This window comes from Bacillus benzoevorans, from assembly GCF_014207535.1.
Taxonomy (GTDB): domain Bacteria; phylum Bacillota; class Bacilli; order Bacillales; family Cytobacillaceae; genus Bacillus_BD; species Bacillus_BD benzoevorans.
Genome location: NZ_JACHGK010000003.1, coordinates 18,150 through 43,072, shown reverse-complemented (window position 1 = coordinate 43,072; position 24,923 = coordinate 18,150). Strand labels below are relative to the sequence as shown.

Genomic DNA, 24,923 nt, shown 5'->3' with positions numbered 1-24,923 from the left:
GGGGAACCCAGTTATGAAAAGACAAACAGTATTTGAAACGGCAATGGAACGCGGCGTTTCAAGAAGAGATTTTCTTAAAATGTGTACGGCATTGGCTGCGGCACTCGGTCTAGACTATACCCAGTCAGATAAAGTGGTACAAGCTATGGAAACAAATTCTCGTGTCCCAGTTGTGTGGCTGCAATTCCAGGATTGTACAGGATGTTCAGAATCGTTCATTCGCTCTACACATCCAACTGCTGAAAGCGTTTTATTCGATTTTATTTCTCTGGAGTACACCGAAGTACTCTCTGCAGCTTCTGGCTTTCAGGCAGAAACAGCGATGAAACAAGTGCTCGAAAAATATAAAGGAGAGTATGTATTGGCTGTCGAGGGAAGTATCCCTGATGGGGAAGGGTTTACGAATGTTGGCGGTATTGATGTGAAAGAAACAATCAAGGAAATGGCGGCAGGAGCAATGGCGGTTATTTCTTATGGAAGCTGTGCTTCATGGGGTGGGATAGCTGCTGCCGAGCCGAATCCGACAGGAGCAAAGCCGATTTCCAGTTATGTAAGTAACACACCTGTCATTCTTGTTCCCGGCTGCCCTCCGATTTCTGAGGTCATGACGGGTGTTATCGCCCATATGATCACCTTTGGTGCTATTCCTGAATTAGATTCTCAGGGAAGACCAAAAGCATTTTACCGTCATCGTATCCATGACAAATGTAACAGACGTGCTTATTTTGATGCCGGCTTATTTGTTGAATCTTTCGATGATGAAGGAGCTAAGCAAGGGTATTGTCTTTATAAACTGGGCTGTAAAGGTCCTACAACCTATAATGCATGTGCGGAAATGCGCTGGAATGGCGGAGTCAGTTACCCAATCCAATCTGGTAATCCGTGTATCGGATGTTCTGAAAAGGGATTTTGGGATAATGGTCCTTTCTTTGTCAGACATGCCAAGATTCCAGCCTCTCAAACAACAGCAAATATTGATAAGATTGGACTCGCTGTAACCGGCGTTGTCGCAGCAGGGGTGGCTGTCCATGCAGTTGGTACGTCATTCAAGAAAAAAAGTGAAGATCGCCGGGGTGATGAATAATGGCTGAACGTATTGTAGTAGATCCCATTACAAGAATTGAAGGACATCTTCGTGTTGAGGCAGATATAGATGATAATGGTGTCATTCGGGATGCCTACAGCTCCGGTACATCTGTCCGGGGAATTGAATTAATTGTAAAGAATAGGGATCCGCGCGATGTATGGGCATTTGTGCAGCGGATTTGCGGTGTGTGTACCACCACCCATGCATTGGCATCCGTGCGTTCTGTAGAAGATGCACTAAAAATTAAGATTCCGAAAAATGCCAGTTTCATCCGAAATATCATGAATGAAGCCTTATTTGTTCATGACCATGTGGTGCACTTTTATCATTTACATGCACTAGACTGGGTAGATGTGGTTAGTGCTTTAAATGCAGATCCAAATGAAACTTCAAAAATTGCCCAGTCCATTTCGAATTGGCCTAAGTCCTCTCCCGGATATTTTAAAGATGTGCAAAATAAAGTGAAAAAAGTAGCCGACAGTGGACAGCTTGGCATATTTGCAAACGGCTATTGGGGTCATCCCGCCTATAAATTACCTGCGGAAGTGAATTTGCTTGCAGTTGCGCACTATCTCGAAGCGCTGGATTGGCAAAAAGAAATTGTTAAAATTCATACGATACTTGGCGGTAAAAATCCGCATCCGCACTATGTTGTCGGTGGGATGGCTACACCGATTGATATTAATAGTGATAACGGAATTCATGCGGAACGATTCATGCATATTTCCAAACTCATCGATGAAGCCCGAACCTTCGTCAATGAAGTCTATATTCCGGATTTATTAGCTATTGGTTCTTATTACAAGGATTGGAATTATGGCGGTGGCATTAATAACTATATGACATATGGCGACTTTTCTACCGGAGATCTAAACGAGACGAATCTTTACCGTATGCCGCGCGGTATCATCTTAAATGGTGATTTGAAAGAAATTCATGAGCTTGATTTAAAGGATCCATCGCATATCCAGGAGTTTATCGATCGTTCATGGTACACCTATGGCGGAAAAGACAATAGCACAGAAGGTCTCCATCCTTGGGAAGGTGAAACGGCATTAAATTATACCGGACCTAAAGCCCCGTACGATCATTTGCAAACCGATAAAGCATACAGCTGGGTGAAAGCACCGCGCTGGAAAGGGCAACCGATGGAAGTAGGACCGTTAGCACGTGTAATGGTGGCCTATGCTGCCGGCAAAGAAGATGTCGTGAATCTGGTTAACGATACATTGAAAAAATTAGATCTGCCGATTTCTGCACTGCACTCGGCACTTGGCCGGACAGTTGCACGCGGCCTTGAAACCACTTTAATTGCCGACTGGCTGCGTGATGATATGGATGCACTATTAAAGAATATCAAAAGCGGGGATCAAGTGACATTTGATCGTTCAAAATGGGAGCCTGATTCCTGGCCGGAAATAGCTCAGGGTGTTGGCTGGATTGAAGCACCTCGTGGAGCCTTGGCGCACTGGATTCAAATTGAAAATGGCAAAACAGCAAACTATCAAGCAGTGGTACCAACTACATGGAATGCTTCACCGAGAGATGCCAAGTATACCGGGGCATATGAAGCATCGTTAAAAGGAACGCCGCTGTTAGTTAAGGATCAGCCGCTTGAAATCATTCGTGTTATTCACTCTTTTGACCCTTGTTTAGCCTGTGCTGTCCATTTAACTGACCTGGATAGTAAATCTACGACGGAAATCCGAATTGGCTAGGAGGAGTGTAAAATGGAAATCGCTAAACCAGTACAATCACCTAGATCGGAGACAAATAAAAATAAGAGAGGGCCTAAGGTTAGAACAGTCAACTATGAAGTGGTGAAGGTCTATGTTTGGGAGCTGCCGATTCGTGTATTTCACTGGTTGAATGCAATAGCCATAGTTCTGTTAATCGTTACAGGTATTTTTATTGGCAATCCATTCCTTAGTGCAGCTACTCCGGAAGAAGCCTATTACTCTTATGTGATGGGATGGGTAAGGTATATTCATTTCTTCGCTGCTTTTCTCTTTACGCTAAATTTAGTTGTTCGTTTATATTGGACAATTAAAGGAAATAAGTATACAACGGTGAACCCATTTAGGGCTGCTTTTTGGAAAGAAACCATTGAAACGATTAAGTACTATTTATTTATGAAAAATAAAAAGCCGCATTATGTCGGTCACAATCCATTGGCACAATTAAGCTATTTAATCACCATTGGCTTAGGTTCCCTCATTATGGTATTAACAGGATTTTATCTCTATACCGAACCGCAGCCAGAGTCCTTCTGGGGACAAATGTTGGCATGGGTACCGGTTCTTTTTGGCGATACGAGCTTTGCCATTCGCTCCTGGCATCACATTGTTGCTTGGTTTTTCATTATTTTTCTGGTCGTTCATGTATATATGGCGATACGTGATGATTATATGCAGCGAAACGGTACTTTATCGTCCATCTTTACCGGATATAAAACAGAAGCAAAGGACGCAGTAAACGACGGTGAGCAACATGACTGAAAACCAACATCTAGATAAGATCATCATCCTGGGGATCGGCAACACACTATATCAAGATGAGGGGCTGGGCATCCATGCCCTGCCTCTCATTGAAGAAATGCTTAAAAACGCAGAGAATATTGAAATGATTGATGGCACTACGGATGGTATGCGTCTGTTGGCACCAGTAGAAGATACCGATTATTTAATTGTGATCGATGCCATTAATGCAGGAAAACCGGGCGGGACTATTATTACCCTGAAAGGGGAGGATATTCCTGCCTACTTTGGTATTAAAATGTCTATCCACCAGCTTGGGTTTCAGGAGGTATTAATGGCGGCAAAAATCAGGGAGAGGTATCCCAAAAATATCGTCATGATCGGAATGCAGCCAAGCAGTCTGGAATTAGGTGTTGAGTTATCTGAAACCAATCAAGGTAAATTGCATGAACTGGCTGCACTAGTGGTGATGCAGGTAGAGGATTGGAGAAGTCAGCATGAACCGGCTTGATTTTTTAAAAGAGATGAAAGTCGGTTTATGGAAGACAGCGGCTTCCATTTATGAACCATTTATGGATGGGGACATTGAAAAAGTTCATCGGGTTTCCGATCAATTATTCGGCGTGAAATGGTATTTTCTTACAAATGAAATATCAGAGACTGGTAGAATTGTTCAAAAGCGGATCAATGGGCGTCCATATATTATCGTTCATCAAGAGAGGCAATTAAAAGTATTCAGCGGCATATGCGCCTCTTGTTCCCAGCTGCTGTTTATATCTGCTGCGAATGCTGCCTGTAAATGTTTCACCTGTGGAGAGGAAGTCATTTTATCTAATCATGACAGTTTTAACAGTAAAATAATACTAGAATGCCCTGTAAAAAGAGAAAAAGACGGGTATTATATTGGTCTCAAAAAAAATACACAGGATGGTCAATATGCATGAAATGGCCCTTATGGGAGATATTTTAAACCTTGTCCAAGAGGATGCTTTGCCAAGAAACATCAAAAGACTGAAAATGATTGAGTTAATGGTCGGTGAACTGGCAAATGCCATGCCGGATGCATTGAGAATGGCATTTGCGATTTATAAAGAGCAGAATCAAGCTTTATTTACTGAAGATGCGGAACTTAGGATTGTGATTGAAGATGCCGAAGCAGAATGTATTTTTTGTCATACGAAATATCATCCGGACATGAAAATAACGATTTGCCCAACATGCCGGATGCCATCAGGAAAAATAATAACAGGAGAAACATTTCAAGTTTTGTCGTATGAAGGAGAGGAGCACGAATGAAAGTCACACTAAGAACAGATGTATTAACGAATAATAACAAGGCTGCAGAATTTAATCGGGAATTATTTACAGATTCGAAGACCCTTGTCATCAATTTAATGAGTTCACCAGGTGCTGGAAAAACGACTCTATTAGAAGCAACCGTACGTTCATTATCAGGGCGTTATGCTATTGGTGTGATTGAAGGTGATTTAGCAACTGAAATGGATGCCAACAGAATCCGTGCCATGGGCGCACAGGCGGTGCAAATCAATACACATGGCGGCTGCCATTTAGATGCGCGCATGGTGGCAGCCAGTCTGGCTGAATTCGATCTGGATGAAATTGACCTGTTATTTATTGAAAATGTTGGAAATCTAGTTTGCCCATCTGGATATGATTTAGGGCAGAATCACAAAGTGACCGTTTTAAGTGTTCCGGAAGGAAATGATAAAATTCCAAAGTATCCGCAAATGTTTATGAGAACAGAACTTGTTCTCCTGAACAAGATAGATTTACTTCCATATTTGGATTTTGATGTACCGAACGCGATACGTGATTTAGAGGCGATAAATCCGGAGTCCCGCTTGATTTCAGTTTCGGCAAAAACAAAAGAAGGCCTCGATCAATGGTTTTCTTGGATTGATGAGGCGTACGGCAAATGGACAAAGCAAGAAAAGTAATTGTCCGCGGCAGAGTCCAGGGTGTTGGTTTTCGCCCATTTGTTTTTCAATTAGCTGAAAAATGGCATCTCTTGGGTACGGTTCAAAACAATATGGATGGGGTTCGTATTCATATCGAAGGAAAAGGCGATCATATCGAATCTTTTCTTGATGATTTAAGAAATAATGCCCCTCGTTTAGCAAGGATTGATGAAGTGCTGATCGAACCATCTGAGCTGGAAGATGCGAAAGCATTTACGATCATTGAAAGTGAACGAAAGGGAACTTCCAGACTTGTGCTTCCGGTTGATTCGGCGGTTTGTGATGATTGTCTGAGAGAAATGAATAATCCGCAAGATTTTCGCTATCATTATCCATTAATAAACTGTACTCAGTGCGGACCCCGTTATACGATCATTAGTGAGCTGCCATATGATCGCCCATATACATCGATGGCGCCTTATAAATTTTGTCCTCAATGTGAGAGGGAATATCTGGATCCGGTAAATCGCAGACATCATGCCCAGCCCATTGCCTGTTCGGAATGCGGACCGCTTGTCAAGTTATTAACGATAACGGGGGCGGAAATTGCTTGTCCCGATCCGATCGATTTAGCGGCATCCTTAATTAAAAATGGTCATATTCTGGCGATTAAGGGAATTGGCGGCTATCATCTTTGCTGCGATGCGACGAACAGTGAGTCCGTCCGCATGTTAAGGAAAAGAAAAGGGCGGCCAGTCAGACCGCTGGCACTGATGAGTGTGAGTATAGACGAAATTAGACGCTATGCTTTTCTTACTCCAGAAGAAGAAAAGATGCTTCGAAGTCCCGAAGCCCCAATCGTTGTGGTTTCAAAGCAGAAAAATAAAATCATAGCAGATGAAGTGGCCCCGGGAATGAATACGCTTGGTGTCATGCTGCCCTATACACCGCTGCATCATTTACTGTTTCATGGAAAAAAAATTACTTCTGTCGTTATGACGAGTGCTAATCTTTCAGGTTTGCCCATTATGTATAAAGATGAAGATGCAATCCATGATCTACAGGGAATTTCTGATTATATACTGCTGCATAAACGGGAAATCCTGCATCCGCTTGACGATTCTGTTCTGCAGATTACCGGCGGCAGGACTGATTTATTCAGACGCTCTAGAGGCTTTGTGCCTGATGCATTTATAACCGATAAACAGGTGCATGGAATAGCAGCATTTGGCGGGCAGCAAAAATCAACCTTTACGATCGGCCGCAATGAGCAAGTGTTTATCGGTCCTCATATCGGCGACTTAGAAAATATCGAAACGATGGACCACTTTAAGCGTGAATTGGATCACTTACTAAAATGGATCGATATTCCACTCGAAACGGCTGTGTTGGACATGCATCCATCCTATCATGTACGCAAGATTGCTAAAGAATATCCTTTTAAGGAAGTGCTTGAAATTCAGCACCACCATGCCCATATGGCATCCTGTATGGCGGACAATCAATTGGAAGACCAAGTATTCGCTGTTATCCTTGATGGAACAGGATATGGAACTGACGGGGATATTTGGGGCTTTGAGGTATTTTATGGTGACTATAAAGATTTTCAGCGTTTAGCCCATTTAACCTACACTCCTCTGCCAGGCGGAGAAAAAAGTATTCGCGAGCCCTGGAGAAATGCGGTCGGAATGATGCTGCATCTACTAGGTGAACAAGGAAAAGAAATTTGTTTAGAACGTTTTCCAAAACGCACAGATGATATTCCTGTTTTACAGGCCATGCTAGAGCACAATGTAAACACAGTAATGGCAGGGACATGCGGCAGACTATTTGATGCGGTTAGTGCGCTAGTGGGTCTCTGCAGCATATCTACTTATGACGGTGAGGCTGCGATTAAACTTTCTGAATTTGCCGCTGAGACTTTCGCAGTGAAAGGTTATTCCTATCAAATTCATTCGGCTAATAATTTGCTGGAATTTGATTTTACAAACATGCTCGAAGAAATCAGCATGGATCTGAAACAACGACGGGATATCCGCGAGATCAGCACCTCATTTCATGAAACGCTTGTCGAGGCCATCACAGCCTGTCTTGTGCAGCTTTCCGAGCAGCATCCGAAATTCTCACAGCGGGTTGTCTTATCGGGAGGCAGTTTTCATAATCGCTATTTGAAAAAACGATTATTGGAAGAATTAGAGAAAAAGGGTTTTAAAGGCTATACACATCAAAAGGTACCGTGCAATGACGGCGGGTTGTCATACGGTCAAATGATGGCAGCAGCCGCGAAAAGGGAGGAAATATAAATGTGTGTTGGCGTGCCGGCAAAGATTATTGAAAAACATGGATACAGTGCCGTTGTCGATGTGATGGGATCGCAGACAACGGTCGGCATTATTTTTGTCCCTGAAGCAGAAGTGGGTGATTATGTTATTGTACATGCCGGGCAGGCGATGTCTATTATCGATGAAGGATATGCAAAAGAAAGTATGGAAGAATGGAGGCAGTTTTCATATGCTCGAAATGCAAGCTCAATCCTCTAAACCGGAAATCTGTTTGTCCATCCTAGGAGCAGTGCAGGAACTCGCGGAAAAATTTAAACAGAAATATCACAGACTCCCCGTGTTTATGGAAGTTTGCGGATCGCATACAATGGCACTAGCGAAATCAGGGGTAAAACAGGCGTTAAAGGAACAAGTCAAGCTGATCTCTGGTCCCGGCTGTCCGGTGTGTGTAACGGATCAAGCATCGATTGACAGTATGATTGCCTTGGCAGGAGAAGAAAACCGCATTATTTGTACATTTGGTGATATGATGCGTGTACCGGGATCTGAACGTTCTCTCATGGATGAAAAAACAGCCGGGAAAGACATCAGGGTCTTATATTCGCCTATTGAAGCGATTACGATAGCGGAAGAAAATCCGGATAAAGAAATCATCTTTCTAGGAATTGGTTTTGAAACAACGATCCCTATTCTCGCATTATTAATAAGAGAAGCTGAAAGAAAAAATTTAGTCAATTTCTCGATGTGGATGACAACCAAGCTGATTGAACCCATTTTACGATATTTACTGGATGCAGGAGAAGTTCAGCTCGATGGGTTTATCTTGCCGGGTCATGTTTCCATTGTGCTTGGAGAAGAATCATACCAATATTTGTCAAGTGAATACAGCATCAGCGGTTGTATTACTGGATTTGAACCGGCACAGCTATTGAGCGGCATTTACAAATTAATTGAGCTTGCTTATGAGCAAAAAAAGGCTGTGATCAATGATCATCCTGCTGTTGTTACACAAAAAGGGAATCAAACAGCGCAGCATTTAATGACCCATTATTTTCATGAATGTGATGAGGCATGGCGGGGCATCGGGATCATACCTGCCAGCGGTCTTGATTTAAAGCCGGAATTTTCCCGTTTTAATGCGAAGAAGAAATATCATATCGAGACACCTGCACCGAAAAAAACAAAGTGCCGCTGCGGCGAAGTGATCAGAGGGCTTACCTCTCCAAGTGATTGTCCATTATTTTCCAAGGCTTGTCATCCATTGAAACCGATCGGTCCATGCATGGTATCATCCGAAGGCAGCTGTTCAGCATACTATCAATACATGAGGGAGAGTTTATAAATGGGAAAAGTGATTAGCCTTGCACACGGAGACGGCGGAGAATTAAGCCACAGGTTGATTCAAGATCTGTTTGTGAAAGACTTTGGGCATCACAAAGAAGCGATGTTCGATGCTTCTATTTTAGATTTACATTCAAACAGGATTGCTGTAACGACAGATTCCTTCGTCATCAAGCCGATTTTTTTTCCAGGCGGAACGATTGGAAAGCTATCGGTTGCCGGCACCGTCAATGATCTGGCTGTCAGCGGAGCTAAGCCGTTATATTTGACGTGCGGATTTGTGATTGAGGAGGGATTCCCGCTGTCCGATTTACAAATCATTGTTGCCGATATGAGCAAAGAAGCAAAAAAAGCCGGTGTTTCCATCATTGCCGGTGACACAAAAGTAGTGGAACGGGGCGGCTGTGACGGCGTATATATCAATACAACCGGTATAGGCCTGGTTGAAAATCAAAAAGTGATGCCAGCTTTCCAGCCGGGGGATGCTGTAATCGTCTCTGGAACATTAGGAGATCACGGTCTTGCCATTCTTGCGGCACGTGGAGAATTGGGAATTCAAATACCGGTAAATAGTGATTGTGCTTCATTAAATGCCATGCTGTCAGATGTGACCGCGGCGGTAGATGAAGTCCGCATTATGCGTGATCCGACCCGCGGCGGCTTGGCTACGGCTTTAGTGGAAATTGCGGAGGATTTTTCGCTCCAAATTATCATTAAAGAGAGCCTGATTCCGATCAAATCTCAAGTAGCAGGTGCATGCGATCTGCTCGGTTTCGATCCCCTTTATATTGCGAATGAGGGGAAAGCAATCATCATCGTGCCTGATCAGAGCAAAGAAGAAGTGCTGCGCGTGCTGCGCACTTTTGCAGAAGGAAAGGATGCCGAGTGTATTGGAACGATCGCCCAAATTAATTGTGATGCTGGAAGATTGCTGTTAGAAACACCTCTTGGTACGAAAAGAATATTAACGAGATTGGCTGGAACCATGCTGCCGCGTATTTGCTAAAGAACATGAATCGTATTCGATGAAAAAGACCATCTTACCAGGTGGTTTTTTGTTTTTAGATAGGAATCAAACACGCAAAAGCAGCATAATCCAGATTAATTTATAAAATATTCACATTCTTGAAGGATTTTGGAAAAGATTGTCGAACTTAAACATTCAGACCTTCAAAACCTCCAAATTTGTATTGCTTTTGGTGAATGGCATACTTTCTTCGGTTATTCCGCAGTGATTCATCCAATTTACGATAGAAATAAAGGGTTGATACTCATTAAAGGAACTGGTGAATGCTCGATGAAATATTTTTTCAGGAATATTCCTTTGTATAGAAAAATATTACTCTTCTCTTTTTTTATCTCATTTGTTATTATTGCCATTACGGCTTTTGGCAGTTATCAGCTGCAGTCTAGACAGGTTAAAGAACAATTGTCCAGCCATGCCCTTGATGTCGCCTCATTATGGAGTACAACGATTGATCCGGTAAAAGTTGAATCGATCATTTCTACTAAAGATGAAAATGATTTGGATTATATTCAGGTAAAGCAAAGTTTATCCGTATTTACTGAGGGAAATACGATCTATTTGAATAGTTTTATTCTTGATAATGAAGTAAACAAAGATAATGAGATATTTATCGCGGCTTCCGTGCAGAATAATAAGAAAATTGGCAGGTTGTCTCTTTCAAATTATAAAGCCAGTAAGGAGTTTATGGCAGGATACAAAAAAGTATTGCTCACAGGAAAACCAGCAAATAGTAATATTTACCAGGATTCAAGCGGAACGTGGATTACAGCTTTTGCCCCGATTAAAAAAATGGATGGCGAAATCATCGCATTGTTAGGGATTGATATTAGCGCAGCTGCTATTCAAGCATTACAAAAAAAATATACGATGATTCTTTTATTAGCGCTTCTCATTATAACACCGTGCGTCTATATCATCTTGCGAAAATGGATCTTGAAAGTACTTGAGCCTGTAAATGAACTGATATATGGAATCAATGAAGTAAGCAATGGAAATTTTAATGTGAATCTAAAAGTGGAAGATCATTCAGATTTAGGAATGTTATCTGAACGTTTTAATATCATGACGAAACAACTCTCTGTCCTTTTTGAAAAACTATCGGCAACATCCGAGCATTTGAGTACAGAACCAAGGAATTTAATTTTACATAACTTTGAAGAAGCCTTAGATGAAATGGAAAATATCATGGAAAAATCGAAATTGCACCGTGAGCTGCAGCGTGCGGAGAAAATGAATGCGATTGGGCAGCTGGCTGCATCGGTTGCTCATGAAATTCGCAATCCGATGACGGTGGTAAAAGGGTTTCTGCAAATCTTTCTCGCAAAGGAGCAAATGAGCGAGGAAGAACGGATGTATATTCGCTTGATGATTGATGAAATGAATCGTGCTGAGACCATTATTAATGACTATCTTTCACTGGCAAAACCGGATTTAGAACACACAGAGAGTATTCCGGGAAATGAACTAGCGGAAAAAGTAATGGATTTGATGAATTCCTATGCGATGATGTCGAAGAGTATTACGATCGAGACCCCTGTATTAGAGCGAGTTGCCGTCAAAGGAAATAAAGGTGAACTGCAGCAAGTTTTGATTAATATTCTGAAAAATGGTATTGAAGCGATGAAGGATGGCGGTAAGCTTTCATTAAGTTTTTATCGAGAAGAAGATTACGGTGTATTTAAAGTGACGGACACGGGCATTGGTATGACCCAGAAAGAAATAGACCGGCTGGGAACGGCTTTTTACTCACTAAAAGAAAAAGGAACAGGTATGGGTCTTACGGTATGTTATCAAATTGTTGAGAGAATGAAAGGCCGGATTGAAGTTGAAAGTGACAAGGGAGAAGGAACGACGTTCAGAATTTATATCCCTGTTTGGGAATATAATTAGTATCCTCTGATAATGTTTACAAATTGGACAAATAACCAGCTTCCTTCTCAATCGAACATTTGCTAGAATAATAACGATATTCAAATATTTCATGTTTTAGTGTAAACAAGGATAAAGAGAGACCAGTGAATACTGATGACTGGCAATGGAGGTAAACAGCAATAGGGGGTGATGGCATGAAGATGAAACAGGTTTTAATATTAATGATTATAGCTATATTCATTTTATCTGCATGCGGACAAAAGGGAATTAAGGATGCGAAAAATTGGCCTGTAGGTGATTTTACTTATACGGATCAAAATGGACAACCTTTTGGCTTAAAGGACTTGGAAGGGAAAGTTTGGGTGGCCAATTTTATTTTTACCAATTGTGTTGATGTATGTCTGCCTATGACAGCTAATATGAAAAAACTTCAGGACTTAGCAGAAAAGGAAGGAATTGAAAATATTCAATTTGTTTCTTTTAGTGTGGATCCTACGGTAGATTCTCCTGAAGTGTTGACTGAATTTGGCAAGCAATTTAATGTAGATTTCAAGAACTGGCATTTTCTCACAGGTTATGAGCAAAAAGAAATCGAAAATTTCGCATTGACAACCTTTAAAACAATCGTGAAAAAACCTGAAACCGGAGATCAGGTCTTGCATGGGACTGATTTTTATTTAATGGACGGTAATGGAAAGATTATGAAATACTATTCAGGATTAGCGGATATTCCCTTAGATGACATCATGAAAGATATTAAAAGCATTCAATAGGCCTTTAAAGGTCTATTTTTTTGCAAAAAATGGTTACATATAGATAGGAGGAGGTTGGAATTGTGCTGAAGCATCATTGGAAAAGGCTGTTCTTCCTGCTGTTGGGGCTAAATCTTATGGTGATGGTTATCTTGCTTATTCTATTCAATCTGCCAATAGAGGATCGAGCGATACCGGACCAAGGAATATCGGAAGAGGAAAGCATATCATTAGCAATTAAAACAAACAAAAAAGATATTAATAAACTGATTGACCATTATATCAGAAAGGAATCAGGGGACTTTGATTATAAAGTATACCTGGACGAGAGTGAGGTTGTCTTATTAGGAGAGATCCCTATCTTGGGCATGATGATCGATATGAAAATGACCTTCGAACCCTCTGTATTAAAAAATGGGGATCTGTTACTGGAGCAAAGGCAATTTTCTCTGGGGCGGTTTCATCTTCCTGTACCTATTCTGTTAAAAATCATGCAGGAAAGCTACTCGTTTCCAGAATGGATCACGATTCAGCCAAAACAACAACAGATTTACGTAGCTTTGAATCAGATGAAGCTGAAAAGTGACAGCAGGCTGAAAGTCAAAAAGTTTGATTTAAATAAAGACCAATTTGAATTTATCTATGAAGTACCTTTAAAGTAAAATGGAGCTTTGCTTTTTACATTCTCTATGGTGTAAATTATAATGATGATACAATAGGAGAATGTAAAGGGGTGTGAACAAGTTGGAAGAAAACTTTGAATTAGCGACCTTTGCCGGAGGCTGCTTTTGGTGTATGGTCAAACCCTTTGACGAGCAGCCTGGAATTCTAAAAGTCGTTTCAGGCTATACAGGAGGTACAAAGGAAAACCCTACCTATCAAGAGGTCTGTGGCGGCAATACCGGTCATTATGAAGCGGTACAAATAACATTTGATCCATTGATTTATTCTTATAAAAAACTGCTGGAGATTTTTTGGCAGCAGATCGATCCAATGGATGCCGGCGGACAGTTTTATGATCGGGGACAATCCTACCAAACGGCTATTTTTTATCATAGTGAAGAGCAAAGGAAAGCTGCGGAGCAATCAAAATCTGAACTTGAAACCAGCGGAAGATTCAATCGGTCAATTGCAACTGAAATACTTCCGGCGCTAGCCTTTTATGAAGCGGAAGAGTATCACCAGCATTATTACAAAAAGAATCCTGTGCATTATGAACGATATCAAGCAGGTTCAGGACGGAAGAGTTTTATCGAAAGGCATTGGGGGATAGATGATGAATAACAAAGAAGAATTAAAGAAAAAATTATCACCGATGCAATACGAAGTGACGCAAAACAATGCAACGGAACCGCCGTTTCACAATGAGTATTGGAATGAATTTCGTGAGGGAATTTATGTGGATATCGTATCCGGAAAACCGTTGTTCAGTTCAAAAGATAAATTTGATGCCGGCTGCGGCTGGCCAAGTTTCTCAAAACCGCTGGCAGAGGAGGAAATGGTAGAAAAAACGGATTTAACCCATTTTATGGTGCGGACTGAGGTAAGAAGTAAAAGTGCGGATTCCCATTTGGGTCATGTCTTTCCTGATGGTCCCGGACCATCAGGGCTGCGCTATTGCATTAATTCAGCCTCGATAAGATTTATTGCCAAAGAAAAATTAGCAGACGAGGGTTATGAGGAGTTTCTTGGACTATTTAAGTAATCATAAGCTCTTCTGGAAAAAGGGATGGTTAACTATCCCTTTTTTTTATTTACAGCGAATTCAATTCAGAATTGGTTAACAGCAGGTAAAGAAGGGTTCCCAAAAGAAAATGGGCGGATGCACAGTCAGGTCAAGCACCCAGTACATAAAGTGGTAAAGAACATGACCCAGTTAAGGAGAGATGAAAAATGTATTACGGACAATATGGTTGTTGTGATCCATGCCAATTTGGTTACGCTTATCCTGTAGCAGGAGCTTACGGCGGCTGTCAAAATTGGTTTGCTTTGATAGTTGTGCTGTTTATTTTATTAATCATCATCGGTGCTAGCTGCTACTGTAAATAGCAAAAACAAATGAATCTTTCTGTATACTGTCCTATTGGGCAGTTTTTGTTTTTTGTGAAACAGTACAATGTCACATTGAATTTCCAGCTCTTTGGAAGTGTAAATATCTTATTCAGAACATTTATTTTTCGTCCTATTTCGCGATAAAATAAGGTGAGACAATCATTTGGAGGGGAAATAAATGTTTGCACAAAACTTACAACCAGGAGACGAAATACGGGTGATTGCTCCATCAGCCAGTATGGCCATTGTCAAAGAAAAGCAGCTGGAAATAGCGGAAAACAGGATGAGGCAGCTCGGCTTTCGTGTGACATATGGTAAAAATGTACATAACCATGATGAATTTTACAGCACTTCGATCGAGGACAGAATCCAGGATTTACATGAAGCCTTTCTCGAACCAAAGGTCAAAGCTATCTTAACAGCCATTGGCGGTTATAATGCCAATCAGCTGTTAGGGGAAATCGACTATGATTTGATCAGGAAGAATCCGAAGATCTTTTGCGGCTATGGAGACACAACTGCGTTAAATCTTGCTATTTATCAGAAAACAGGACTTGTCACGTATTCAGGACCGCATTTTTCCACCTTTGGCGTGAAACACGGCATGGAGTACAGCCTGGAAATGTTTCTTAATGCGGTGACCAATGATGCACTGTATGAAATTTACCCTTCATCGCACTGGAGTGATGATCCGTGGTACAAGGATCAAGACAACAGAGAATGGATTAAGCAGGATGGATATCTTGTGTTACAGACAGGTGAGGCGGAAGGAAGAGTGGTCGGGGGGAATCTTAGTACTTTGAATTTGCTTCAAGGTACTGAATTTATGCCCTCGTTAAAAGACACGCTTCTTTTTATCGAAGAGGACAGTGAATCACATCCGCAGGACTTTGAAAGAAAACTGCAATCTCTCTTGCAGCAGTCTGATGCGAAAGAGATAAAAGCGATTTTAATCGGGCGCTTTCAAAAAGAATCCAATATGACGGAACAGGCTTTGCGGAAAATTATCGCAACGAAGAGGGATATTGCCCATCTGCCTGTCATAGCCAATGTCAATTATGGTCACGTACATCCAATGGTTACCCTGCCGCTTGGCGCCCGTGCCGCGGTTACGGCTGCTGCGGATGGCTGTGAAATTTTTGTTGAGCATAAAGAATAGTTGGACTGCCTGTTGTAAGCAAAATTGAATCCATGAAAAAAGTGTAAAGAAATTAACGTTCTTTACACTTTTTTTGTGGAAAACAGCTAAATTGACAAATGCGAAAAGGAGAATATAACGTGATCGTGTAATGTTTTATAACATTTAAATTTCAGAAAGTATTGACAACACGATTATTTTTGCTAAAATTAAAAACATCAAAACGGTGTTAACATTCCTAACATCGTTGAATAATATAACTTAACATAAAAGAGAGGGAGTATGAAGATGGATCCAATTTTTTTAATGAACAGTTTGTGGGTCATGGTTTCAGCGGTATTAGTCATTTTGATGATTGGCGGCTTTATTTTACTTGAGGCAGGTTCCACAAGAATGAAAAATGCCGGACATATTGCCGGTAAAACCATTTTCACCTTTGGTTTGGCATCTTTAGTATTCTGGGCTGTGGGGTATGGATTTATCTTTGGCAGTGATGCTAATTTCTTCGTTGGGATGAGTGATTTCTTTTATTCTGGAACACAAATTGAAGATGCGAACCTGGCAACGGCTGTATTCTTTGTTTTCCAATTAGCCTTTGCCGGTATCTCCATTACCATTGCGTTAGGAGGCTTTGCCGAGCGGGCTAAATTTTCGGCATATGTTATTTTTACGATACTATTTGGCGCTGTTGTTTATCCGGTTATCGCCCACTGGATTTGGGGCGGCGGCTGGCTGGCGGAGCATGGCAAGCAGGACTTTGCCGGCTCAACGGTGGTCCACTTAACCGGTGCGATGGCAGCCTTGGCAGCATCCATGCTATTGAAACCTAGAATTGGCAAATACAACAAAGATGGTTCTGCTAATAATATCGCCGGTCATAACCAAGTTTACACGGCATTGGCTGTTTTGATTCTGTGGGTTGGCTGGTTTGGCTTTAATGCAGGCAGTACAGTGGCAGTGGATGAAGGATTCTTCGGCTTTGTTGCTTTAAATACGAACCTGGCAGCAGGTGCCGGTGCGGTGGCCGCTACATTGATTTCTTGGCTGGTCTTGGGGAAGTCAGATATCGTAACGATTTTAAATGGGGCATTAGCCGGACTGGTCGCTATCACAGCATCTTGTGCATTTGTTGATACATGGGCGGCAGTAGTGATTGGTTTTATTGCTGGAATTCTAGTATTCTATAGTGCTAAATTTTTTGAAAAGAAAAAAATTGATGACCCAATCTTTGCCTTATCTGTTCACGGTACTGCAGGGGTATGGGGAACCTTATCCACTGGGTTCTTTGCTACACCGGAACTGGCAACAGTTGGTCAGGCTGGGCTATTCTACGGCGGCGGCTTCACCCAGCTGGGTGTACAATTAATGGGTGTTGTAACTTGCGGGCTTTTCGCATTCGTGGTCTCTTTTGCTATCCTATATATCATGAAAAAATTAGTTGGAATTCGTGTTACGGAAGAAGAAGAAATTATGGGATTAGATATGAGTGAGCACGGCAGCTATGGCTATCCGGAGCAATTTGCTGACAGCCATGCCAAAATAGATGCAAAAATAGATGCTTAATAGAATCCTATTGTATCGCAGCATTTTTCCAAAAGTCATTCGATCATGATAAGATGATCAGGCAAGAGCCTCTGGCGTCAGAGGCTTTTGCTTTTTAACTATTTTTTTACAAGGATGTGTAGCCATGGCAAATGGTTTTGAGTCCTATGATGAAATCAGGCAATGGAAGGAAGAGCGTATTTCTCAATTTCACTCAAATACCCTTACATTGAATGCATTCCATGATTCGATCATGAAAGAGGTATTTCAATTAGCGGTTATTCGCCTAAATAAGGGCGAGCCGCCATGTCGTTACTGTTGGTTTATAACTGGCAGCGGAGGACGATTTGAACAAGGTACTATCAGCGATCAGGATCATGGATTGGTTTTTGAACAGGACAACAAGGAATATGAAAAGTATTTTTTAGCATTAGGCAAGGAACTGGCAGATGGACTGGATATGGTCGGCTATCCTTATTGCAATGGAAACGTTATGAGTTCAAATCCCATGTGGTGTAAAGCTTTAGAAGAATGGAAAGCACAATTATTTACCTGGATGGAAGATGGCAATTTGGAGTCTATTCGAAATCTGCAAATCTTCTATGATGCCAGATGTATAGCAGGTAATAGAAAGTTTGTCGATACATTAAGATCCTCTATTTTTGCTTATCAAAAACATCATCCGCAGCTTTTAAAGCGTTTTATGGAAAGTGTCATGCATATAAAAAAGGCTATCAATCCACTTGGCGCACTGCTTGTCATCGATTCTGGAAAGCACAAAGGAGCTATCGATTTAAAGTATTCGGCCTATATTCCTTATGTGAATGCCATTCGCTTATTATCCATCAAAGAAAAAGTATCGGTGACATCTACGTTGGAACGGATTGACGCTTTAATGCATATTAAGCTAAACGACTGTGATTGGCCGATTATACGAAATCATTTCATGATCCTATTAAACTTGCGTCTCTCCTTATCAAAGGCTGCTTCCTATGAAGAGACTCATTATTTATCGATGCAAAATCTCACAAAGCAGGAAAAAAAGGAATTCAAAAGGATCCTAAAGGATGGAAGAAAACTGCATCTAAATGTTTGCCGACTGATTGAAAAAGGGGGTTAATCATGGCATTTGAACCATTTTTCCATTTTGTAAAAGGTCTTCAAAGCCGGTTAAATAACAGCGGCTCGAGTGGCACTTATTATGGCCAGAGCCAGCAGCAAATGGCTTATTTAAGAAGTTTGGAAAAAGATAAAAAACAGCGGGAGGCATTGTATGTTCCGCTGAATCAATTGGAGGCTGTGGTTTTTGACATAGAAACAAGCGGATTCTTTCCGGAAAAAGGAGATGAAATGCTTTCCTTAGGGGCTGTAAAAGTGTGCGGCGGAGTGATTCAGAAAGAGCAGCTCTTTTATTCTTTAGTTCACTACGAAAAACCGCTTTCCCCTGAAATTGCTAGTTTAACGAATCTTTCCGGCAGCCAGCTGAAGGATGCCCCGCCGCTTGGAGAAGTGCTGAGCAAGTTTCTCAACTTTGTCCAGGGTTCCACTCTGGTAGCACACCATGCAAATCATGAAAAAAGTTTCCTGCAAAGCGCAAGCAGAAGAATTTTTCGTGCTCCTTTCAAGCACCGCATTGTTGATACGTCCTTTCTTTACCGTATTGCAGAACCGAAGTTGAATATGGTCAGATTAGATGAATTTTGTGAGCATCATGATATTCCGATTATCAACCGTCATCATGCGCTTGGTGATGCTATTTTAACTGCCAAGCTCTGGACGATTTATATAGAAATGGTGCAAAGACTTGGGTGCAAAACACTGCATGATGTATATGAACGAGTGGCTAGATTATAAAACAGTTCCATGATTTTTGTCATGTCCTCTATACTGGAGCTGCCCTCTGAATGGGGAAAAATTTAATTTTTCTAAAGAAGAGAATATATGAAAGATTTTACTGATATAATCATACAATTTATCAATGGCATTACACACATGTATTTGTTCTAGACATGAGGAACAGAGGTGGGTGGATGAAAGGGTCAAAATTAATTAAACCACTGCTGGATGAACCCTATCCCGTCATTGATTATGGGAAAGGTATTTTCTTGTATGATACTGCTGGAAATGAGTATTTAGATGCTTCTTCCGGAGCAGTTACAGCCAATATCGGTCATGGCGTAAAAGAAATAGCCTCAGCGATGAAAAAGCAAGCGGATAAAGTATCGTTTGTCTATCGCTCGCAGTTTACAAGTGAGGCTGCTGAAATGCTGGCGGAAAAGATAGCGCAACTTGCCGGCAGCAGTTTGAACTGGAGCTTTTTTGTCAACAGCGGTTCTGAAGCGACGGAAACCGCAATGAAAATTGCCATACAGTATTGGCAGGAAAAAGGTGTAAAGACGAAATACAAAGTATTATCCCGCTGGCTCAGTTATCATGGAATCACCCTCGGAGCCTTATCCATGTCAGGTCATGCTGCAAGAAGGGCAAGATTTGTGCCGCTCCTTGATGATTTTCCTGCCATACATTCTCCTTATTGCTACCGTTGTCCCTATCACCTTTCTGCTCCTGAATGCGGCATGGTTTGTGCAGAGGAATTAGATACAGCGATTAAAAGAATTGGGCCGGAGCATATTGCGGCGTTCATAGCTGAACCAGTCATCGGTGCTGCTGGCGCTGCTATTTCACCACCTCCCGACTACTATAAAAAAATCAAAAAAATATGTGAAGAAAATCAAATATTATTTATTGCCGATGAAGTCATGACTGGCTTCGGCAGAACCGGTAAAATGCTGGCAAGTGAGCACTGGGGAGTCGTTCCGGATATTGCCGCACTTGGAAAAGGAATGGGTGCCGGCTATGCCCCGATTGCCGCCGCACTTGTCAGTGATCATGTAATGGAGCCGATACTTGCTGGTTCGAAAGTTGTGATGAGCGGGCATACGTTAAGTGCAAATCCGCAAAGCTGTGCCGTTTCACTGGCTGTGATTGAGTATATGGAAAAAAACCAGTTAATGCAAAAGGCGTCTAAAACAAGCGGTTATCTTTTTACCCAGCTTCAGAAGCTTCAGAAAAAATTCGCAATGATTGGCGACGTCCGCGGAAAAGGATTGTTAATCGGTTTAGAATTTGTCAGGGATAGGAGGACAAAAGAACCTTTTCCGCGTCATGATAACGTAACCGCGAAAGCAGTCAAAACAGCGGCGCAACACGGTTTGCTGCTCTACCCGGCCGGAGCAGGTACGGATGGAATAAATGGGGATGCGGTGATCATCGCTCCGCCTCTGACGATAACCAATAAAGAAATTGATGAACTAATGAAACGGCTAACGGCTTCTTTTCACGACTTGACAGGGCTGATTCAATCAGGGGGTACAGCCGGGAATGGATAATCCTTTTGCAAAAATCAAGACACTTGCTGAGGTTATGAAAAATTTCTCTCATGGAATGACGATCATGTTTGGCGGTTTTGGCGGCGTAGGATCTCCGCCCACCATCATTGATGCCATCATCGACAAAGATTTGCGTGACTTAATTTTAATTGGCAATGACGCCGGTTTTCCGCAAATTGGAATTGGGAAAATCGTGAGCAGCGGAAGAGCAAAAAAAATGATTGTTTCCCATATCGGATCCAATCCCATTGCCGGAAAACTGATGACAGAAGGAAAGTTAGAGATTGAATTTTCCCCGCAGGGAACGCTCGTTGAACGGATCCGGGCAGGGGGAGCGGGTCTGGCCGCAATCGTAACCGATATTGGCATGGATAATGAAATGGTTACCCGAAATAAAGATACCTGTTCCATCAATGGGAAAACCTTTTTGATTGAACCGGCATTAACAGCAGACATTTCCATTGTTTACGCGAAAAAGGCCGATGCATTTGGCAATTTAATTTTTGATAAAAGCGCGCGGAATACAAACCCTCTTGTGGCAATGGCGGGGAATTTGACCATTGTCGAAGCGGAAGAGATTGCTCCCCTCGGAACATTGGAACCGGAAGAGATCATTACACCGGGAGTGTTTATCGATTACGTGATCCCATCAAAAGGGGTGAATTGGAAATGGGCATGGGAGTAAAAGAGAGGGAGAAAATGGCGAAAAGAGCGGCTGCAGAAATAAAACCGGGAATGGTCGTCAACTTAGGAATAGGGATCCCCTCTTTAGTCCCGAATTTTCTTCCGCTTCATGTTTCTGTCATGTTTCAGGCTGAAAACGGTTTGGTTGGCATCGGTCCGAGCCCGAAGAATGGTGAAGAGGATGTAAATCTCTGCAATGCCGGGGGATTGCCGATAACGATCGTCCCCGGTGCTTCTTATAGTGATAGTACTGTTTCCTTTGCCATGATCAGGCGCGGGCGCGTCGATATGACGATTCTCGGAGCTTTGCAGGTCAGTGAAAAAGGAGATTTAGCGAATTGGATTGTCCCTGGTAAAAAGGTTCCGGGAATGGGCGGTGCTATGGAGCTGGCACAAAAGGCGAAAAAAGTCATTGTCTTAATGAACCATACGGATAAGCACGGTCATGCCAAAATCGTGCGCAACTGCACCCTGCCGCTTACGTCACGGGGCTGTGTCGATCTGATTATTACGGAAATGGCTGTTTTCCAAGTGGAAAAGGATGGGCTCATTCTAAGTGAATTAGCAGAGGGTTGTACGCTTGAAGCGATTAAGCGGGTGACAGCTTGTCCTTTTTCAGTAAAAGATAATCTAAAAGTGATTCCAAGGGAATAAGGGTCAAACCTATTTTCTAGAACTTCTTCTAATCAATGTGGGGAAGGAGAGTTCATATGGAAAAGATTGAAGAAATTAACGAATGGCTAAAGAATAATCGCTTAAAAGGGATAAAATTTCTCCAGCTGCTGGTTCAGGAGCGAAGTACTCGTGGAGAGGAAAGTAGGGCACAGGCGATCATTGTCGAGAAACTGCGGGAACTCGGATTGCAGCTGGACATTTGGGAAATAGGAAACGAAGGCTTGAAAAGCCACCCACATTATTGCAGCGACCGGGATAACTACAACGGCAATCCAAATGTTGTCGGTGTCTTAAAGGGAACGGGCGGGGGCAGGTCCATCATCTTAAATGGGCATATCGATGTTGTTCCCGAGGGGGACCTAACGAAATGGGAGCATGACCCTTACAGCGGTGTGATCAAAAAAGGCCGGCTTTACGGAAGAGGTGCAACGGATATGAAGGGGGGCACTGTTTCACTTCTAATGGCCATTGAGGCCATTCAAAGCTTGGGCATCAAATTGAAAGGAGATGTTATTTTTCAAAGTGTGATAGAGGAAGAAAGCGGCGGGGCCGGGACACTGGCGGCTGTATTGCGCGGTTATAGAGCAGATGGAGCTATCATTCCCGAGCCGACGAATATGAAACTGTTTCCAAAACAGCAAGGTTCGATGTGGTTCCGGATTACCGTAAAAGGGAGAGCCGCACATGGAGGAACAAGATATGAGGGGATCAGCGCAATTGAAAAAATGATCATCGTGGTGGAACAATTGAAAAAGTTAGAAGAAAAACGAAATGAAGGGATTACAGACCCATTGTATGCCGCAGCACCGATCCCTATTCCAATCAATATCGGCAAGTTTTACAGCGGAGAGTGGCCGTCATCTGTACCCGATATAGCCGTGATTGAAGGGAGGATCGGGATTGCCCCGAATGAAACGATAAGGGAAGCAGAAAAGGCAATGGAGTCTTTCTTAATGAGTTTAGGAGGTTTAGACGATTGGTTTATTAATCATCCTCCGGAAATTGAATGGTTTGGCGGCAGATGGCTTCCGGGAAACTTAGATTCCGGACATGAACTAATGGAGATAATTTCGGCATCATTTCAACAGGTAATGAAAAAAGAGCCGAGAATCGAAGCATCGCCATGGGGAACAGATGGCGGGATTCTTTCGAATGTTGGAAAAATCCCGGTTGTGGTTTTTGGGCCAGGTGTCACAGGATCCGCCCATGAGACCAATGAATATATCGTTTTAGAGGATATGATCAGCACAGCGCAAATTATCGCCCTTTCGCTATTGAAATGGTGCGGGTCTGATGATGACAGGGGGTGAAGGTGATAGGCGGAATAAGGATCAAAACAGTGATTCCCGGACCAATTGCCAAAGGATTATTAGCAAGAAAGCTGGAATCTATCCCGCGCGGTCCGTTTAATACGGTGCAGACCTTCGCGGCAAAAGGGGAAGGGGCTCTTTTAACGGATGTCGATGGGAATACATTTATTGATTTTGCCGGGGCAATCGGCACTTTGAATGTGGGTCATTGTCCCTCAAGGGTGATGGAAGCATTACGGGAGCAATTGGATCATTATTTGCACCCCTGCTTTCATGTCATGATGTATGAACCCTATATCAAGCTTGCTGAAGCATTAAATGATCTGACCCCCGGGGATGCAAAAAAGAAGACCTTTTTTCTTTCGAGCGGTGCCGAAGCGGTAGAGAATGCGGTGAAAATCGCCAGAAAATATACAGGCCGCAAAGGAATCATTTCATTTGAACGAGGATTTCATGGCAGAACCTATATGTCTTTGTCTCTAACAAGCAAGGTGAAGCCTTATAAATACGAATTTGGTCCGTTTGTACCTGAGACCTATAAATGGTCCTATCCCTATTATTACCGTTCAGCTTTAAGTGCTAAAGAATTAGATGATGCCCTGATCAAGCAGATTGAGACTTTCTTTTTAAGCGAAGTACCACCGGAGGAAATCGCCGCAGTGATCCTCGAACCGGTTCAGGGGGAGGGCGGTTTTGTCATCCCGTCGAAGAATTTTGTTCAGCAGATAAAATTTATTTGTGAAAAACATGGGATCCTGTTTATTGCCGATGAAATTCAAACTGGATTTGGCCGCACCGGAAAAATGTTTGCCATCGAGCACTTTGAAGTTGTCCCGGATATCATCACCATGTCTAAATCGCTCGGAGCCGGAATCCCGATTAGTGCAGTGACAGGAAGAGCTGACATCATGGATGCCCCCAATCCTGGTGAAATCGGCGGAACCTATGGGGGAAGTCCGCTTGGCTGTGTGGCAGCCTTGGCTGTGATTCAAACCATTGAGGAAGAAAAATTACTGCAAAAAGCGGTCTTAATCGGGAAAAGATTCGCAAAGAGATTTACAATGCTGCAGGAAAAATGCTGCCAAATCGGGGAAGTCCGTCATTTAGGGGCGATGTGCGCCTTAGAATTTGTGAAAGATGCCCAGACGAAGGAACCCGATAAAAACTTAGCGTCAGAGATCATCACAAAGGCACATCAAAAAGGGATTATCGTGATGAGCGCTGGTCTTTATGGCAATATCATCCGTCTCTTAATCCCATTGGTGATAAGTGACGAACAACTTGAAGAAGGTTTTACGATTTTAGAAGAGACCATTTTGGAAAGCTGCGGACAAAAGTAACACAAGGGACAAGAGAATGAAGCTCATCGTAGCGAA

The 24,923-nt window shown here is 42.4% G+C and carries 26 protein-coding genes; all 26 read left to right on the top strand.

Annotated elements, in window-relative coordinates; translation table 11 throughout:
• Nucleotides 1-13: 13 nt before the first annotated feature.
• Entirely contained in the window at nt 14-1,084 is a 1,071-nt protein-coding gene (locus HNR53_RS05860) for a hydrogenase small subunit (RefSeq protein WP_184523830.1), read from the top strand.
• The gene (locus HNR53_RS05855) at nt 1,084-2,805 is read left to right on the top strand and encodes a nickel-dependent hydrogenase large subunit (RefSeq protein ID WP_184523828.1); all 1,722 of its coding nucleotides are present in this window, start codon (nt 1,084-1,086) and stop codon (nt 2,803-2,805) included. The genes HNR53_RS05860 and HNR53_RS05855 overlap by 1 nt, the downstream gene beginning before the upstream one ends.
• A gap of 12 nt (nt 2,806-2,817) precedes the next feature.
• Nucleotides 2,818-3,585, top strand: a complete 768-nt coding sequence (gene cybH, locus HNR53_RS05850) for a Ni/Fe-hydrogenase, b-type cytochrome subunit (RefSeq protein WP_184523825.1) — start codon at nt 2,818-2,820, stop codon at nt 3,583-3,585.
• Nucleotides 3,578-4,075 (top strand): HyaD/HybD family hydrogenase maturation endopeptidase, encoded by a 498-nt coding sequence (locus HNR53_RS05845; protein WP_184523823.1) that lies wholly within the window; start codon nt 3,578-3,580, stop codon nt 4,073-4,075. Before cybH ends, HNR53_RS05845 begins: the two co-directional genes overlap by 8 nt.
• Entirely contained in the window at nt 4,062-4,508 is a 447-nt protein-coding gene (locus HNR53_RS05840) for a hypothetical protein (protein WP_184523821.1), read from the top strand. The genes HNR53_RS05845 and HNR53_RS05840 overlap by 14 nt, the downstream gene beginning before the upstream one ends.
• A complete protein-coding gene (locus HNR53_RS05835; RefSeq protein WP_184523819.1) occupies nt 4,501-4,860 on the top strand; it encodes a hydrogenase maturation nickel metallochaperone HypA/HybF in 360 nt (119 codons plus the stop codon). Before HNR53_RS05840 ends, HNR53_RS05835 begins: the two co-directional genes overlap by 8 nt.
• Complete coding sequence (hypB, locus tag HNR53_RS05830; RefSeq protein WP_184523817.1) at nt 4,857-5,522, top strand: hydrogenase nickel incorporation protein HypB; 666 nt, start codon at nt 4,857-4,859, stop codon at nt 5,520-5,522. Before HNR53_RS05835 ends, hypB begins: the two co-directional genes overlap by 4 nt.
• A complete protein-coding gene (gene hypF, locus HNR53_RS05825; protein WP_184523815.1) occupies nt 5,501-7,786 on the top strand; it encodes a carbamoyltransferase HypF in 2,286 nt (761 codons plus the stop codon). Before hypB ends, hypF begins: the two co-directional genes overlap by 22 nt.
• On the top strand, nt 7,787-8,023 hold the full coding sequence (locus HNR53_RS05820; RefSeq protein WP_184523812.1) for a HypC/HybG/HupF family hydrogenase formation chaperone: 237 nt from the start codon (nt 7,787-7,789) through the stop codon (nt 8,021-8,023).
• A complete protein-coding gene (hypD, locus tag HNR53_RS05815; protein WP_184523810.1) occupies nt 7,995-9,107 on the top strand; it encodes a hydrogenase formation protein HypD in 1,113 nt (370 codons plus the stop codon). The genes HNR53_RS05820 and hypD overlap by 29 nt, the downstream gene beginning before the upstream one ends.
• The gene (gene hypE / locus HNR53_RS05810; protein ID WP_184523808.1) at nt 9,108-10,112 is read left to right on the top strand and encodes a hydrogenase expression/formation protein HypE; all 1,005 of its coding nucleotides are present in this window, start codon (nt 9,108-9,110) and stop codon (nt 10,110-10,112) included. It abuts the gene before it with no gap.
• 291 nt (nt 10,113-10,403) lie between these two features.
• Nucleotides 10,404-12,023: an ATP-binding protein gene (locus HNR53_RS05805; RefSeq protein WP_184523806.1), complete on the top strand. Its 1,620-nt coding sequence runs from the start codon at nt 10,404-10,406 to the stop codon at nt 12,021-12,023.
• A gap of 182 nt (nt 12,024-12,205) precedes the next feature.
• On the top strand, nt 12,206-12,778 hold the full coding sequence (locus HNR53_RS05800; protein WP_184524427.1) for an SCO family protein: 573 nt from the start codon (nt 12,206-12,208) through the stop codon (nt 12,776-12,778).
• Between the two features lie 62 nt (nt 12,779-12,840).
• A complete protein-coding gene (locus tag HNR53_RS05795; RefSeq protein ID WP_184523804.1) occupies nt 12,841-13,419 on the top strand; it encodes a DUF2140 family protein in 579 nt (192 codons plus the stop codon).
• 82 nt (nt 13,420-13,501) lie between these two features.
• Complete coding sequence (gene msrA, locus HNR53_RS05790; RefSeq protein WP_184524425.1) at nt 13,502-14,041, top strand: peptide-methionine (S)-S-oxide reductase MsrA; 540 nt, start codon at nt 13,502-13,504, stop codon at nt 14,039-14,041.
• Nucleotides 14,031-14,462, top strand: a complete 432-nt coding sequence (msrB, locus tag HNR53_RS05785; protein WP_377802111.1) for a peptide-methionine (R)-S-oxide reductase MsrB — start codon at nt 14,031-14,033, stop codon at nt 14,460-14,462. The genes msrA and msrB overlap by 11 nt, the downstream gene beginning before the upstream one ends.
• A 188-nt stretch (nt 14,463-14,650) precedes the next feature.
• Entirely contained in the window at nt 14,651-14,806 is a 156-nt protein-coding gene (locus HNR53_RS23085) for a YjcZ family sporulation protein (protein ID WP_221452237.1), read from the top strand.
• Between the two features lie 181 nt (nt 14,807-14,987).
• On the top strand, nt 14,988-15,968 hold the full coding sequence (locus tag HNR53_RS05775) for a S66 family peptidase (protein ID WP_184523802.1): 981 nt from the start codon (nt 14,988-14,990) through the stop codon (nt 15,966-15,968).
• A gap of 267 nt (nt 15,969-16,235) precedes the next feature.
• Nucleotides 16,236-17,510 carry an ammonium transporter gene (locus tag HNR53_RS05770; RefSeq protein ID WP_184523800.1) on the top strand — a complete coding sequence of 425 codons (1,275 nt, stop codon included), beginning with the start codon at nt 16,236-16,238 and terminating at the stop codon, nt 17,508-17,510.
• Between the two features lie 124 nt (nt 17,511-17,634).
• Nucleotides 17,635-18,609, top strand: a complete 975-nt coding sequence (locus HNR53_RS05765; RefSeq protein WP_184523798.1) for a DUF294 nucleotidyltransferase-like domain-containing protein — start codon at nt 17,635-17,637, stop codon at nt 18,607-18,609.
• A 2-nt stretch (nt 18,610-18,611) separates the two neighbouring features.
• On the top strand, nt 18,612-19,343 hold the full coding sequence (locus HNR53_RS05760; protein WP_184523796.1) for an exonuclease domain-containing protein: 732 nt from the start codon (nt 18,612-18,614) through the stop codon (nt 19,341-19,343).
• Between the two features lie 176 nt (nt 19,344-19,519).
• A complete protein-coding gene (locus HNR53_RS05755; protein WP_184523794.1) occupies nt 19,520-20,878 on the top strand; it encodes an aspartate aminotransferase family protein in 1,359 nt (452 codons plus the stop codon).
• Nucleotides 20,871-21,563, top strand: coding sequence for a CoA transferase subunit A (locus tag HNR53_RS05750; RefSeq protein ID WP_184523792.1), 693 nt, complete (start codon nt 20,871-20,873; stop codon nt 21,561-21,563). Before HNR53_RS05755 ends, HNR53_RS05750 begins: the two co-directional genes overlap by 8 nt.
• Entirely contained in the window at nt 21,548-22,216 is a 669-nt protein-coding gene (locus HNR53_RS05745) for a 3-oxoacid CoA-transferase subunit B (RefSeq protein WP_184523790.1), read from the top strand. The genes HNR53_RS05750 and HNR53_RS05745 overlap by 16 nt, the downstream gene beginning before the upstream one ends.
• A gap of 56 nt (nt 22,217-22,272) precedes the next feature.
• Nucleotides 22,273-23,547, top strand: coding sequence for a peptidase (locus HNR53_RS05740; RefSeq protein WP_184523788.1), 1,275 nt, complete (start codon nt 22,273-22,275; stop codon nt 23,545-23,547).
• A 2-nt stretch (nt 23,548-23,549) separates the two neighbouring features.
• Complete coding sequence (gabT, locus tag HNR53_RS05735) at nt 23,550-24,887, top strand: 4-aminobutyrate--2-oxoglutarate transaminase (protein ID WP_343065284.1); 1,338 nt, start codon at nt 23,550-23,552, stop codon at nt 24,885-24,887.
• The last annotated feature ends 36 nt before the right edge of the window (nt 24,888-24,923 follow it).